Annotated in this window: 11 protein-coding genes and 2 pseudogenes; all 13 read right to left on the reverse strand. The window is 47.1% G+C overall.

Annotated features, from left to right (window positions below; translation table 11 throughout):
* Window position 1: 1 nt before the first annotated feature.
* On the reverse strand, window positions 2-1,174 hold the full coding sequence (gene fadA, locus Q0N89_RS08810; protein WP_294035488.1) for an acetyl-CoA C-acyltransferase FadA: 1,173 nt from the start codon (window positions 1,172-1,174) through the stop codon (window positions 2-4).
* 21 nt (window positions 1,175-1,195) lie between these two features.
* Window positions 1,196-3,349 carry a fatty acid oxidation complex subunit alpha FadB gene (gene fadB, locus Q0N89_RS08815; RefSeq protein ID WP_294035490.1) on the reverse strand — a complete coding sequence of 718 codons (2,154 nt, stop codon included), beginning with the start codon at window positions 3,347-3,349 and terminating at the stop codon, window positions 1,196-1,198.
* 185 nt (window positions 3,350-3,534) lie between these two features.
* Window positions 3,535-3,972, reverse strand: coding sequence for a large conductance mechanosensitive channel protein MscL (gene mscL, locus Q0N89_RS08820; RefSeq protein WP_078254138.1), 438 nt, complete (start codon window positions 3,970-3,972; stop codon window positions 3,535-3,537).
* A gap of 192 nt (window positions 3,973-4,164) precedes the next feature.
* Window positions 4,165-6,009 carry a translational GTPase TypA gene (gene typA, locus Q0N89_RS08825; protein ID WP_078254139.1) on the reverse strand — a complete coding sequence of 615 codons (1,845 nt, stop codon included), beginning with the start codon at window positions 6,007-6,009 and terminating at the stop codon, window positions 4,165-4,167.
* Window positions 6,010-6,198: 189 nt separating this feature from the next.
* The gene (locus Q0N89_RS08830; protein WP_294035494.1) at window positions 6,199-7,512 is read right to left on the reverse strand and encodes an OmpA family protein; all 1,314 of its coding nucleotides are present in this window, start codon (window positions 7,510-7,512) and stop codon (window positions 6,199-6,201) included.
* Window positions 7,513-7,885: 373 nt separating this feature from the next.
* Complete coding sequence (locus tag Q0N89_RS08835; protein WP_294035496.1) at window positions 7,886-8,620, reverse strand: pyridoxine 5'-phosphate synthase; 735 nt, start codon at window positions 8,618-8,620, stop codon at window positions 7,886-7,888.
* A 16-nt stretch (window positions 8,621-8,636) separates the two neighbouring features.
* Window positions 8,637-9,461: a DNA repair protein RecO gene (locus tag Q0N89_RS08840; protein ID WP_294035498.1), complete on the reverse strand. Its 825-nt coding sequence runs from the start codon at window positions 9,459-9,461 to the stop codon at window positions 8,637-8,639.
* A 27-nt stretch (window positions 9,462-9,488) separates the two neighbouring features.
* Window positions 9,489-10,481, reverse strand: coding sequence for a GTPase Era (era, locus tag Q0N89_RS08845; RefSeq protein WP_294035500.1), 993 nt, complete (start codon window positions 10,479-10,481; stop codon window positions 9,489-9,491).
* Window positions 10,482-10,524: 43 nt separating this feature from the next.
* Complete coding sequence (gene rnc / locus Q0N89_RS08850; protein ID WP_294035502.1) at window positions 10,525-11,298, reverse strand: ribonuclease III; 774 nt, start codon at window positions 11,296-11,298, stop codon at window positions 10,525-10,527.
* Between the two features lie 14 nt (window positions 11,299-11,312).
* The gene (gene lepB / locus Q0N89_RS08855; RefSeq protein ID WP_367178564.1) at window positions 11,313-12,170 is read right to left on the reverse strand and encodes a signal peptidase I; all 858 of its coding nucleotides are present in this window, start codon (window positions 12,168-12,170) and stop codon (window positions 11,313-11,315) included.
* Window positions 12,171-12,320: 150 nt separating this feature from the next.
* Window positions 12,321-12,407: pseudogene (locus Q0N89_RS09845) on the reverse strand (signal peptidase I); the annotation flags it as partial.
* A 128-nt stretch (window positions 12,408-12,535) separates the two neighbouring features.
* Window positions 12,536-14,350, reverse strand: a complete 1,815-nt coding sequence (gene lepA / locus Q0N89_RS08860; protein WP_294035506.1) for a translation elongation factor 4 — start codon at window positions 14,348-14,350, stop codon at window positions 12,536-12,538.
* Window positions 14,351-14,470: 120 nt separating this feature from the next.
* Window positions 14,471-15,120: pseudogene (locus tag Q0N89_RS08865) on the reverse strand (IS30 family transposase); the annotation flags it as partial.
* Between the last annotated feature and the right edge of the window lie 54 nt (window positions 15,121-15,174).

Here is a 15,174-nt window from a genome sequence, read left to right on the forward strand (position 1 = left end):
ATCACACACGCTCAATAATCGTTGCGATACCTTGACCCAGACCGATACACATGGTGGCAAGACCGATTTGGGTGTCTTGTTGCTCCATGACATTCAGTAGCGTCGTGGTGATACGAGCACCCGAGCAGCCAAGCGGATGACCTAGGGCAATCGCACCACCGTTATGATTGACGATGTCTTGCTTGTCTAGCAAATCTAGGCCTTTTAGCACCGATAGACCTTGAGCGGCGAATGCTTCGTTGAGCTCGATGGTCTGAATATCAGATAGTGACAAGCCTGCACGCTTGAGCGCCTTTTGGGTGGCAGGCACAGGGCCATAGCCCATGATGGCAGCATCACAGCCTGCGACCGCCATTGAGCGGATACGGGCGCGTGGTTTTAGCCCCAGTGCTTTTGCTTTGGCGGCGCTCATCACGAGCATCGCTGATGCGCCATCTGATAGCGCTGATGATGTGCCTGCGGTGACTGTACCGCCTTTTGGGTCAAAGACAGGTTTGAGCGCTTGGAATGCTTCGATATTAGCATCAGGGCGGATAACTTCATCGACAGTACATAGCTGTAGATTGCCATCAGCATCATGGCCTTCGACGCCGACGATTTCGTTAGCAAATCTGCCTTCGGTGGTGGCTGCCCATGCTTTTTTGTGCGAATTGACACCAAACTGGTCTTGCTCTTCACGGGTGATGCCATTTAGACGACCGAGCATTTCAGCGGTCAAGCCCATCATGTTTGAAGCTCGAGCGAAGTGCTTAGATGCTTTTAGGTTCGGGTCGATGCCGTGTGTCATGCCCACATGGCCCATATGCTCGACGCCACCGATGATGAACATATCGCCTTGATTGGTCATGATTTGTGCAGCGGCGGTATGTAGTGCCTGCATTGATGAGCCACACAGGCGATTCACGGTTTGGGCGGCGACTGATTTTGGCACGCCTGCCAACAGTGATGCATAGCGACCGATGTTCCAGCCTTGCTCTAGTGTTTGGTTCACACAGCCCCAAATCACATCTTCAAGCTCGCTTGGGTCGATTTGATTACGCTCAATCAATGCACTGATTAGGCTTGCTGATAGCTCATCTGCTCGCACATTGCGAAACATACCATTTTTGGTTTTGCCCATGGCGGTACGCACGCCATCGACGATGACCACATCTTTTGGACTTAATACTGTCATTATAATATTCCTTATCTTTTTTTAGTAAAAGGTTTCACCGTTGGCAGCCATAGCCACAAGCTTCGCTGGCGCTTCGTATGCCTTGCCAAGATGTGCGTATTTGTTGCACAGCTCGACATAGTTTGCCACGCCGATTTGGTCGATATAACGGCATGGGCCACCACGGAACGGTGGGAAACCGACACCCATAATCATCGCCATATCAGCCTCGCCTGCTGATGCCACGATATTATCTTCTAGGCAGCGCACCGTTTCATTACAAAACGCAATCATCATGCGGTCGATGATTTCTTGGTCATCCACTTGACGGCTGTCAGTTTGTACGGCTTTTAGTAGCTCATAAGTCGTTGTATCAGCAAGTTTTTTTGGTTTGCCTTTTTTGTCCGTTTCGTATTTATAAAAGCCGACGCCATTTTTTTGACCCAAGCGACTGTTCTCAAACAGATGCTTGATACCGCCTTTATAATCAGGCTTCATACGGTCAGGGAAACCTTCTGCCATCACTTCAGCGCCGTGTACGCCAGTATCCAGACCCACCACATCGATGAGATAGGCAGGGCCCATCGGCCAGCCAAAGCGTTCCATCGCCTTGTCCATCTGTACAAAATCCACACCTTCTTTGAGTAATAGGTCAAATGCACCAAAGTATGGGAATAGTACACGGTTCACCAAAAAGCCCGGGCAGTCATTGACGACAACTGGGGTTTTGCCCATTTTTTGTGCCAAAGCAACGGTGGTCGCCACCGCTTTTTCGCTGGTCTTCTCGCCACGGATGACTTCAACGAGTGGCATACGATGCACAGGGTTAAAAAAGTGCATACCAACGAAGTTCTCTGGGCGTTTGAGCGCTTTGGCAAGACGAGTGATTGAGATGGTCGAAGTGTTCGACGCTAAGATGGCATCTTCTTTGACCAAGCTTTCGACTTCAGCAAGCACCGCTTCTTTGACTTTTGGATTTTCGACCACCGCTTCGATGACGATGTCGGTATTGCCAAAGTCGCCATAGTTCAGCGTCGGACGGATACGAGATAGGGTCTCACCCATCTTGGCGGGGGTGAATTTACCACGCTCGACTTGCTTAGATAGTAGCTTAGTCGCCTCATTCATGCCAAGCTCAAGCTGTTCGCTCTTGATGTCTTTCATGATGATTGGCAAGCCCTTGCTTGCGGCTTGATAAGCGATACCACCGCCCATGATGCCAGCACCGAGTACGGCCGCCTCACGGATGTCGTGTGCTTGCTCGCTGTGTTTTTTGGCAAGCTTTTTGACCAGCTGATCATTTAAGAACAGACCGACCAAAGCGGCAGCTTGTGGTGTCTTGGCAGCTTTGGCAAAGCCTGCGACTTCGACCTTGACCGCTTCATCACGGGTCAAATTGGCGTGCTTTTCGATCGCCTCAACCGCAAGGGCGATGGCAGGATATTGCTTTGGATTGGCTTTGGCAAAAATCATGCCCTTGCCACTGTTGAACGCCATCGCCTGCTCTAGCTGATTGAGCTTGACAGGTTCTAGCTTTTCTTGGCGGCGAGCTTGCCAGTTAAGATCACCTTTGATGCATTTTTTGACCAAATCAATGGCAGACTCCACCAGTTGATCATCAGCCACGACCGCATCAACAAAGCCCACTTTCAAGGCTTCGGCAGGCTTATAAAACTTCGCTGTCGCCACCGCTTCTAGGATATTATCAATACCAAGCAAGCGTGAACCACGGATCGTACCGCCCCAGCCCGGGAAAATACCAAGCTTGGTCTCAGGCAGACCGATTTGACCTGATACACCCATCACACGGTACTCACAGACCAAAGTCATCTCACAGCCACCGCCGAGTGCTGCGCCATTAATGGCGGCGACTTTTGGGAATGGCAAATCTTCAAAGCGGTTAAACACTTGGTTAAAATCATACAACCAAGCTTGCATTTCATCTTGTGGCTTTTTAAAATGCTCAACAAACTCGGTGATGTCCGCCCCTGCGATAAACACGCTTTTGCCTGATGTCACCACTAGGCCTTTGATATCATCACGAGCTTCTAGCGCACTGACCGCTTGCTCATACTCAAGACTGGTCGCTTGGTCAAATTTATTCACATGACCGTCTTTGGCATCATAGCGGAACTCAACAATGCCTGCTGCTTGATCAATAAAATCAACCTGAATTTTATTTCCTTGAAAAATCATGGATACTCCTTATTGAGTGAAAATCGTGCCAATCGCTTGGCAGTAATTGCCACTTACTATAACACACTCGATTATCGATGTTGCTTTGCCAAAGATGACCGAGTGGTCATGATTTGGGTTGGCAGGATTTATCACAGACAATAAAAAACGCCCAGAAAATTCTGAGCGTCAGTATCCAAGATGGATTATTTGCGTTCGCCAAGCTTCGCGCTGATTTCACGCAATAGTAGCACTTCTTCTGATGGCTCTGCTGGTGCTTCTGGTGCAGCTTCTTCAGACTTGCGTAGCTTGTTCATGCCTTTGACCATCATAAAGATGATGAATGCTAGGATGATGAAGTTAATTACTACGGTGACAAAGTTACCATAGGCAAGCATCGGTGCGCCAGCAGCTTTTAGGGCGTCATAGTTATTCGCCACACCTGCAGGTGCTTCGCCAAGCAAGATGTACATATTTTTGAAATCAATCTTGCCACCCATGATGAATGAGATGATTGGCATAATCACATCTTCAACCAATGATGTGGTGATTTTACCAAATGCAGCGCCGATGATGACACCGACCGCCAAATCCATCACATTACCTTTTAGGGCAAACTCTTTAAATTCTTGAACCATACTCATGGCAACATACTCTCTTATATTAATTGGGGTAAAATGCGCACAAGCAATCTGCTTTAGCAATTGTTGGCACTTTTGTAAAAATATGTCAGCATAACGCTTAAAAGTTGTGCAATTTTAACACAACTTTTCGTAATAACTGTATCAAATGATGGTAAGCGTGTTAAGTTTTGTTAATCCACTTACCAATATCGATTAGTCTTTTTTACGGCCAAGACGCTTACGCTCATTTTCGGTCAAGTAGCGCTTACGAATACGGATTGATTTTGGTGTCACTTCAACCAATTCATCATCTTCGATAAACTCAAGTGCTTGCTCAAGCGTGTATTCAAGTGCTGGTGTCAAGATGATGGCGTCATCTGAGCCTGATGCACGGATGTTGGTCAGCTGTTTGGCTTTGGTTGGGTTCACCACCATATCGTCAGAGCGAGAGTTGATACCAACAATCATGCCTTCATAGACTTCTAGCTGCGGCTTGGCAAACAGGCGACCACGCTCTTGTAGGCTAAATAGCGCATAAGCCAAACAAGTGCCTGTAACCATTGAGATTAGCACGCCGTTTTGACGACCGGCAACCGCACCGCCTTTGGCAGGGCCATAATGCGAGAAGCTCGATGTCATGATACCTGTGCCTGACGTCATGGTCAAAAATGCCGAGCGAAAACCAATCAAGCCACGAGATGGCACGGTAGCTTCGATACGAATACGACCTTTGCCATCGACTTCCATATTGGTCAAATCGCCCTTGCGGTTGCCCATCTCTTGCATGACTGCACCTTGATGCTGTTCTTCGACATCAAAAGTCACATTCTCATACGGCTCACACATCACGCCATCAATCTCTTTCATGATGACCTGCGGACGAGATACACCAAGCTCAAAGCCTTCACGGCGCATATTCTCAATCAATACTGACAAGTGCAATTCACCACGACCAGAGACTTTGAATTTCTCAGGGCTGTCAGTATCTTCGACACGCAATGCCACATTATGAATCAGCTCACGGTCTAGGCGCTCACGGATATTGCGTGATGTGACAAATTTACCTTCTTTACCAGCAAATGGTGAGTCATTAACCTGAAAAGTCATCGATACGGTCGGCTCATCCACGCTAAGCGCAGGCAGTGCTTCGACATTTTGTGGGTCGCAGATGGTATCAGAGATATTAAGCGCATCAAGACCGGTCACGCAGACGATGTCACCTGCTTGCGCAAAATCCACATCCACACGCTCAAGACCATGATAACCCATGATTTTTAGGATACGGCCATTGCGCTTGTTGCCATCTTTGTCGATGACAGTCACAGGGGTATTGGTCTTGATTGAACCACGCTGAATACGACCAACACCAATAACCCCCACAAAGCTGTTATAGTCAAGGCTTGAGATTTGCATTTGGAATGGGCCATCGACATCAACCTTTGGTGGCTCGACGATATCGACGATGGTCTCAAATAGTGGCGTCATGTCTGATGCCAAATTATCTGGCTCAAGGCCTGCGATACCATTGATGCCTGATGCATAGACGATTGGGAAATCTAGCTGTTCATCGGTCGCTTCTAGGCTATCAAACAAATCAAATACTTGGTCAATTACCCAATCAGCACGGGCAGCAGGCTTATCGATTTTGTTGATGATAACGATTGGCTTTAGACCACGAGCAAAGGCTTTTTGGGTCACAAAGCGAGTCTGTGGCATTGGACCTTCTTGTGAATCAACAAGCAAAAGCACGCAGTCCACCATCGACATCACACGCTCAACTTCACCACCGAAGTCGGCATGGCCCGGGGTATCGACGATGTTAATGCGGTATTCGATACCAGTGCGACCATCGGTCCATTTGATGGCAGTGTTCTTTGCCAAGATGGTGATGCCACGCTCAGATTCTAGGGCGTTTGAGTCCATAACTCGTTCAATATCGCCTGAGCGGTCGCCAAGTGCGCCTGATTGTTGTAGAAGTTTATCAACTAGGGTAGTTTTACCGTGGTCAACGTGAGCAATGATTGCGATATTACGCAAGTGCTTGATGTCGTTTGCCATAAATACTCAATATTAATCAAAATGGAAATCGGGCAATGCCCGTAGAAAATGGAATCATCAAAGATGATTGTGTAAGAAAACTGTTTATTATACCATAAATCAACTGATAATTACAGTTAAATGATACAAATAAAAAGAACCACGCCAATGGCATGGTTCTTTTGGACATATTAGTAAATAATCGTTAGATTATTGAACTTGCATGTCTTTAGTTTGTGGTACAGTAGTTACCTTATTACCAGAGATAACTGCTTCAACACGACGGTTCATTGCACGACCTTCGTCAGTGGTGTTTGGAGCGATCGGACGATCGAAGCCATAACCTACAGCGCTTAGACGGTTTGGAGCAATGCCGAACTCGTTAGATAGAACTGCTTTGATTGCGTTCGCACGAGCTTCTGATAGGCGTTGGTTGTAACGCGCATTTGAGCGTGCTGAATCTTTAGAAGCGTGACCTTCGATTTGTGCAGTTGCGTTCGGGAATTCACGCATTTTTTCTGCAACTTTAGCGATTTCTTCTTTGTACTGTGGTTTAACAGCAGACTTGTCGTAGTCGAAGAATACGCGTAGTTCTAGGCGTAGGTCTTCACGCAGATCAACATTGCGTGGGCAGCCACGAGCGTCAACAACGACATTCGCAGGAGTGCCTGGGCAAGCGTCTAGAGCGTCTTGTACGCCGTCGCCATCAGTGTCAGCTGCAGTGTCAGCAACGATTTCTGGCTCAACGATTGCAGGAGCTACTACTGCTGCAGGAGCTAGACGGCCACCTAGAGTTACTTCTAGACCAGCTAGAGCTAGAGCTTCCCACCAGTTGTTGTCGAAGTTGTGGATACCACGAGCTTCACCACGAAGTGCTAGTGCATCATTGATTAGGTAGCGAGCACCCAGACCGATGTTACCGATAGTGTCTTTTGACTGTGCAACTTCAGTACCAGCTTTGATAGTTTCGCCTTTTACAACGCCTTGACCGTTAGTAGCGTCAGCAACATATTGCTCTTGGTTTTCAACTTTGATCTTAGATTGACCAGCACCAACTAGTACATATGGCTTGAATTTGTTGTCAGCATTGTAACCAGTGAACTGCTCTAGACCTACTAGGAAGTTACCAGTGATCATTTGTTGTTCAACATCAAAACGGTTTGCTTTGCTGTCTGCTGAGTATTCAGAAGCTTCACCGTTAGCGTTTGATACGCCGTATTCTACTTGGAATTGAGTAGATGGAGTTAGTTCAACACCAACTGCAGCACCAGTATATAGGCTACTTTCTTTAGCAACACCGCCGTTTTGATTAACTGGGTTTGCTACTTGGTTGTTGTACGGTAGAGAAGCGTCGTAACGATCACCATTTAGCGCTTTACCAGTACGAAGTACATCGCGTTGCTCATCATCAGCCATATTGGTGATGTGTGCACCAACTAGTGGGGTTACAGTAACACCAGCTTGAGCAGCTAGTGGAGCTACTGCCGTCGCAAGAACCGCTAGAGCGATTTTGTTCAGTTTCATAAATTCCTCCAAAGGAACGGTTGGGTTTTTCGAAAAATGTAACTTAACATTACTAAGTTCTATTTTAGCACAAAGCTTTGCCATTGCCAATCATCAAAAAATCAGAAAAATTGGACAATACACCGCCTTGGCATCGTATAGACCAAAACAGATGGGCTAAGATTACCTTTAATTGACAGAATTTACAAGTACTTTTTTGCAAAAACTACACAATGTTACAGAAAATTTACTATTTTTCATGTTTCAAGTAAAAATTTTGTACGATTTTTAATCAAGTAAAGCGAAAAAGCTTATTTATGGCAAATTGATGACAAGCTTTGTCGGTTTATGATTTATTGGCATGATAAATAAATCATATCGCATAACCATCAAATTATACAGCAACAAACGCTCGCTTCATCGCCTTAACAGCTTGCTCAAGACCCATAAAAACAGCGTCACTAATCAGCGCATGACCGATGTTCAGTTCATGGATGCCATCAATCTGTGCGATAGCAGCGACATTTTGGCGTGTCAAGCCATGTCCTGCATTGACCAAAATGTCCGATTTTGACTTGGCATGGGCGACCGCTGCCTTAATACGACCAAGTTCATCGGCGACTTTGGCAGTATCATCATCCAGTGTGGCATGCGCATAAGTGCCTGTATGCAGCTCGATGGCATCTGCACCAAGCGCAATGGCAGTATCAATCTGATGGATATCAGGGTCGATAAATAGCGACACTTGGATACCAGCAGACTGTAGCTGACCGATAAATTCGCCCAAATTTGGCAAATTGGCGATATCTAAGCCGCCTTCGGTCGTCAGCTCTTGGCGTTTTTCGGGGACTAGGCACACCCACGCAGGGCGCACATCTAGGGCAATCGACAGCATCTCATCAGTGACCGCCATCTCAAGGTTCATGCGTGTGGTCAGACGCTTTGCCATCTCATAGACATCAGCATCACGGATATGGCGACGGTCTTCACGCAGGTGCAAGGTGATACCTTCAGCGCCCGCCTGCTCACAAATCAGCGCCCCTTCGATTGGACAAGGGTAGCCAACGCCACGGGCATTACGAAGCGTCGCGATATGATCGATATTCACACCTAATAAGGGCGTATTCATGGGCTTTTTCCTTATGCTATTGGTTCATATAACGGATGCTTTGTTGCCACAGTGTGCGACTGTTGAGTGGCTTATAATCCAGTAGTGCATCCATCAGCTCTTTTTGTAATTGGCTTAATTGTGGCATCCACTCAAGCTGTGCATCGGCATCGCCCTGTGCTTGCCCCATCATCAGCAGCTCATCGCCACGATAGCGTAATCGGCTTAATTTCACCGTCTGCCCATAGCGATCTGCCACGCCTGCCACATCGGGGACAAAGCCTGTCAAAGGCACAAAGCGATACACGGTATCCGCAGCAATCGGCTCGCCATGTCCATCGATCTGATAATCCATCGCCACGCCAAGCTCATCAAACAACGCCTGCTCAAACTGCCGTAAATACAGACGCATCGCCTGCATTTCATCACTATCGCCAAGCTTTAGGCGGTCGAGTGCGTGTAGCTTGGTCGTTTTGGTGTGATAGACCTGCCACAGTGTATGACAAGGATTTTCGGCGGCGAGCAGTTTATACAGCACTTCATTCATATACAGCAGTGCATATTGCACCCGCCCTTTGATTTGATGATAATTCACCGCATCAACTGAAGCGATGGTATCATCAGCATCAATACCATCACACATGGCCTGAAAATCTGGATGAAAGCCCAGACTGATTTGACTAAAGCTTTTTAGGGCATTGACACCATTTGCCATCAACCAAATCGGCGCAAACAGTGGCATTCCCCGAGCGCCCACGCCATGCACCACGCCATGCTCATAGCTGAAAAACTGATAAATCGCCCGTTTTTCTTGATAAGCTCGACTGTGCAAAAGATAGCCATTAAGCGCTGTGGCACGCATGATAATCTTCCAAAAGCTTAAGTCAAATCAATAACCTAAGCTATTTAATGCACGCTCATCATCCGACCAACCACGCTTGACTTTCACCCACAAGGTCAGCATGATTTTGCGGTCAAACAGCACTTCCATATCTTTACGAGCATCGATGCCGACTTGCTTGATACGAGCGCCTTTATCACCGATGATGATGGATTTTTGACCTGCTCTCTCCACAAAAATGGTCGCATCAATAAAAGTCACCGCACGACGCCATTTGCCCGTCTCAGGGTCTTGGTGCGCAGGCTCATCTTTAAAGGTGTCAATCTGCACGGTCAAATCATAAGGCACTTCATCACCTGATGTACGCATGATTTTTTCACGGATAATCTCCGATGCCAAAAAACGCTCCGAGCGGTCAGTGATTTGCTCCGCATCAAAGATCGCAGGGCGAACAGGCAGGTATTCACCAATCACCTGCACCAAACGCTCAAGGTTGTGGCGACGCAGTGCCGAGACTGGCACAATGTCCGCAAAGTCAAAGCTGTCACTAAAGCTTTCGATGTGTGGCAACAACTGTGATTTATCTTTAATGGTGTCGGCTTTATTAATCACCAGCACCACAGGCAGATTGGTCGCTGATAATTTTTCGAGCGTCAATAAATCATCTTCACGCCACTGCAAACCATCCACCACAAACAGCACCAAATCCACATCCGATAAGGCAGAAATCGCCGCCTTATTCATGCGCTCATTAATCGCACGCACTTCTTTGCTATGAATACCTGGGGTATCGACAAACACAATCTGCATCTCATCATTGGTCAAGATGCCATGAATACGATGGCGTGTGGTTTGTGGTTTACGAGAAGTGATAGAGAGTTTTTGACCCAATAAATGGTTCATCAAGGTCGATTTGCCGACATTTGGACGACCAACAATCGCCACAAAACCAGCCTTAAAAGCGTCATTGGTCGGGGTTGATTGGCTGTCAAAAAACGCCGCAATGGTGTCTTCGTTGGTCAGGTTTGTGTTGTCAGTCATGGTTTACCTTTTAGCTTGCGTCCTTGTTGGACAATTGGGATAATTAAATCGTGATAGAAAGTTTGTGCAGCTGATTAATCATCAATTCAGCGCATTTTTGTTCGGCGATGCGTCGTGATGCGCCCGTTTCGGTGATGGCGATTGCACCTGTGACCGCCACAGAACAACGCACAACAAAGGTCTGATTGGGGGCATTGCCATGTGTCTCAATCAGCTCATAAGTGGGTAGTGCCAAGCGATTGCCTTGTAACAGCTCTTGTAAGCGGGATTTGGCATCTTTGAGCACTTGTTCTTGTCCGACTTCATCAAGCAAATCGCCATACCAAGACAGCACCAACTCATTAACTAGCAAGCCATCATCGCTATCAAGATAAATCGCCGCAATCAGTGCTTCGACCGCATCTGCTAGGATTGACGCACGATGTCGCCCACCGCCTTTACGCTCGCCGACGCCCAAAATCAGATGGCGTGATAGCTCAAGCTTTTCGGCGATTTGCACGAGTGTCTCTTGGCGTACCAATGTCGCTCGCATACGAGTCAGCTTGCCTTCGTCATGATGTGGATAACGCAAAAATAACCCACGAGCAATCACCACGCCAAGCAGTGCATCGCCCAAAAATTCCAATCGCTCATAGCTGTTTTTTGGGTCGTAGGAACGGTGTGTCAAGGCACGGCGCGGCAATGACGAATCACGAAACTGATAACCAAGTTTTTGGCAAAGCACCGCCAAGCCCTGCTCAAAATCGCCAAAATGCGGCTGTGCTTGCAAGGCGGTGGGCTTGGCTGTTTTTTTGGTCTTGGTTGATATATCGCTCAAGTGATACCTACTGTTTAATCAATACTGCCGTTACGACCAAAGCTTGGCAAATTCAGCCCTGGCTCTTTGTGCATCCAAATATAGGTCGCTTTGCCTGATAGATTGGCTTCTGGGACAAAGCCCCAAAAACGGCCATCTTCACTACGGTCACGGTTATCACCCATCACAAAATATTGACCTTCTGGGACGGTGATTGACCATTTAGTGCCTGCCGATGTGGTAGTCTCAGATGAATGCTCAAGCAAAAACGGTGCAGCTTGTGCCGCATGAACATCGCCCACATAACGCACTTTATAGGTATGCGCACCCAAAGTCTCAGTCTGATAGCGGGCGTATTTTTCTTCTTCACGACCCAAAGTCGCTCGCTCTGCACTGCTTAGCGGTGTGCCATTAATCGCCTGCGGTAGCATCTGGTCAGTTAGACGCTGTGGCATTTGATACTCAGTCGCACTGGTCGCTACAGGCTTACCGTTGATGCTGATGACATCATTATCAAAGCTCACCGTATCGCCCGGCAGACCAATCACACGCTTGATAAAATAAATTTTCTCATTCACAGGATAGCGAAATACCGCCACATCGCCACGCTCAGGTGCACCCGTGTCTAGGATTTTGGTATGGGTAATCGGTAAACGCAGTCCATAGGCGGTCTTATTGACCACAATAAAATCGCCCGTATAAAGCGTCGGCACCATCGATGATGATGGGATATTAAACGGCTCAATAAGAAACGAGCGGACAATGACAATCACCGCAAGCACCGGCAAAAATTCATACGCCCAGCGTACTAGGACATTTTGGCTCGGTGGATTACCCTGCAAGCTTGCGACTGTGGCTAGGTTTTGTTGATGAGCTTGATAAGTCTTACGCACCGCATCAGGTGTCGCTTCATCAGGACGAAAATGACTGATTGGCGTGCTGATATTGGCAGCTGCCAACGCTTGCTCAAGCGCCGACTGACTGGCTGACAATGCATCTTGTGCTTGCTTGGTCTGCTGTGTATGCGTCTTGATGGCACGATGCTGTTTTAGGGCAAATTTATCAACAAGCCAAATCAGCAAAAACACCAAAGTCACTGGCACAAGAATCAAATTAATATCAAAATCCACCAAACTCTCCTACAGTTGTGATACTTAGGCATAATTGCCGTTGGCATAGTATAACAACTGCTTGTATCATTTATAAGTCAATCGGTATAAAATATGTACAAATATTCAATCAAGCCACTCGCCAAGTCTTAGCTATCGACTTTGAGCACCGCTAAGAACGCTTCTTGTGGGATTTCGACACTGCCCACTTGCTTCATGCGTTTTTTACCGGCTTTTTGTTTTTCAAGTAGCTTTTTCTTACGGCTGACATCACCGCCATAACACTTGGCAAGGACATCTTTACGCATTGCCTTGACTGTGCTACGAGCGATGATTTGGCTACCGATGGCAGCTTGGATAGCGACATCAAACATTTGGCGTGGAATCAGCTCTTTCATCTTCTCAACAAGCTGACCACCACGGCGGCGTGCGTGCTCTTGGTGGCAAATCATCGCCAGCGCATCGACTTTTTCACCATTAATCAAGACATCGACACGCACGAGTTTATCGGTTTCATAGCGTTCAAAATTATAATCTAATGACGCAAAGCCACGGCTCGCGGATTTTAATTTATCAAAGAAATCCATCACCACTTCACCCATTGGGATATCAAACACGACTTGCACTTGGCGAGCCATGAATTTCATATCCACCTGCACGCCACGACGCTCGATGGCAAGCGTGATGACATTGCCCAGATATTCTTGGGGTACTAGGATGTGACAGCGGGCAATCGGCTCACGAAACTCTGCAATCACGCCGACATCAGGCAATTTCGATGGGTTATCGACATAGACGATGTCGCCGTTTTTCTTGACGACTTCATAAATCACCGATGGCGCAGTGGTAATCAAATCTAGGTCATATTCTCGCTCGAGACGCTCTTGGATAATCTCCATGTGCAGCATCCCAAGAAAGCCGCAGCGAAAACCAAAGCCAAGCGCTTCTGATGTATCTGGCTCAAAAAACAGCGCTGCATCGTTGATTTGTAACTTTTGTAGGGCTTCACGGAATTTTTCAAAATCGCTTGAATCCACAGGGAACATCCCTGCATACACCTGCGGTGTCACCTTTTGAAAGCCCGGGATATTATCGACATCAGGGGTCTTGGCATGAGTGATGGTATCACCCACTGGCGCACCTTGAATATCCTTGATACCCGCAATCACAAAGCCGACTTCACCGGCGTGCAGGACATCGGTTTCGAGCGATTTTGGGGTAAAGACACCGATGGATGTCACCAGATGGCTCTCGCCCGTTGATTTGATAAAAATCTTATCGCCCTTTGCCACTGAGCCTTGACGCACACGCACCAACGACACCACGCCAAGATAGTTATCAAACCAAGAATCGATAATCAAGGCTTGTAGTGGTGCTTCACGGTCGCCCACAGGTGCAGGGATGCGCTCAACCAAGACTTGTAGTAACTCATCGACGCCAAGACCTGACTTGGCAGAGACTCGTGGCGCATCGGCCGCTTCGATACCGATGATGTCTTCGATTTCTTCGATGACGCGTTCAGGCTCAACCTGTGGCAAATCGATTTTATTCAACACAGGCAGAACTTCTAGACCCTGCTCCACCGCCGTATAGCAGTTGGCAACTGACTGCGCTTCTACGCCTTGGGCAGCATCAACCACCAACAGCGCCCCTTCACACGCCGCCAAAGAGCGAGACACTTCGTAGCTAAAGTCCACATGACCTGGGGTGTCAATGAAATTGAGCTGATAACGCTCGCCATTTGGGTGGTCATAATACAAAGTCACCGACTGCGCCTTGATAGTGATACCACGCTCACGCTCAATATCCATTGAGTCTAGCACTTGCGCCTGCATTTCACGGTCGGATAAGCCACCGCACACTTGGATAAAGCGGTCAGCAAGCGTGGATTTGCCATGGTCAATGTGGGCAATGATAGAAAAGTTGCGAATTTTAGTAATATCAGTCGGCTTTTTGGCAGTCATAGAACACTCGTGGTGCGTTGGAATAAATACAATTTAAGTTAAACCAAATATTGTACCCCAATTGCCTTGTTTTCGCCATCTTTTATCATCGCTTATTAAAATAATTTTGCCCTTGAATTGTCAAACCAACTGCAACACCTTTTGATAATAAACCTCATAAGGTGTTCGCCAATCTAAACATTTTCTAGGTCGTAGATTAAGTCTAGCAACCTTTGTTTGTATGTATTGATCATCCCACTGGTTAATATCTTGTTGCTTTGGAAAATATTCCCGAAGTAGCCCATTAGTGTTTTCATTACTTCCTCTTTGCCAAGGCTGGCTTGGTGGTGGAAAGTAGAAGTTTGCTTTTAGACTACTCGTTACTTGTTTGTGTTTGGCAAATTCTTTTCCTCTATCTGGTGTAATGGTAAACACAGGTTGATTGGCTAAAGCCCGGATGATGGCTTGACTGATTAATTCTGCTTTTTGGCTTTAGCGGTTGCACAAATCAAAAAGCGACTGCATCTATCCACCAATGTCACAAGACAAGCCTTGCCTGATTTACCCAATACTGTATCAGCTTCCCAATCACCAATTCTTAGGCGTTCATTGGCAATCTGTGGTCTGTCTTGAAGATGATGGGTAATGGGTATCTTACCTCGCTTTTCTTCATGGTTTTTGGTATGACGAGTTCTGCCTTTGTGCCTTAGCTTTCTTGTGGCAAGCTTACCATCCACATCAAATAAGCCCTTGTATAACCCTCGATAGATGGTTGCATAGCTAATCTGTATGTACCGGTACAATATTCCCAGACACCCCATAAGAGGTTATACTACCCCAAACTA

It is taken from the genome of uncultured Moraxella sp., from assembly GCF_945873075.1.
Classification (GTDB): domain Bacteria; phylum Pseudomonadota; class Gammaproteobacteria; order Pseudomonadales; family Moraxellaceae; genus Moraxella.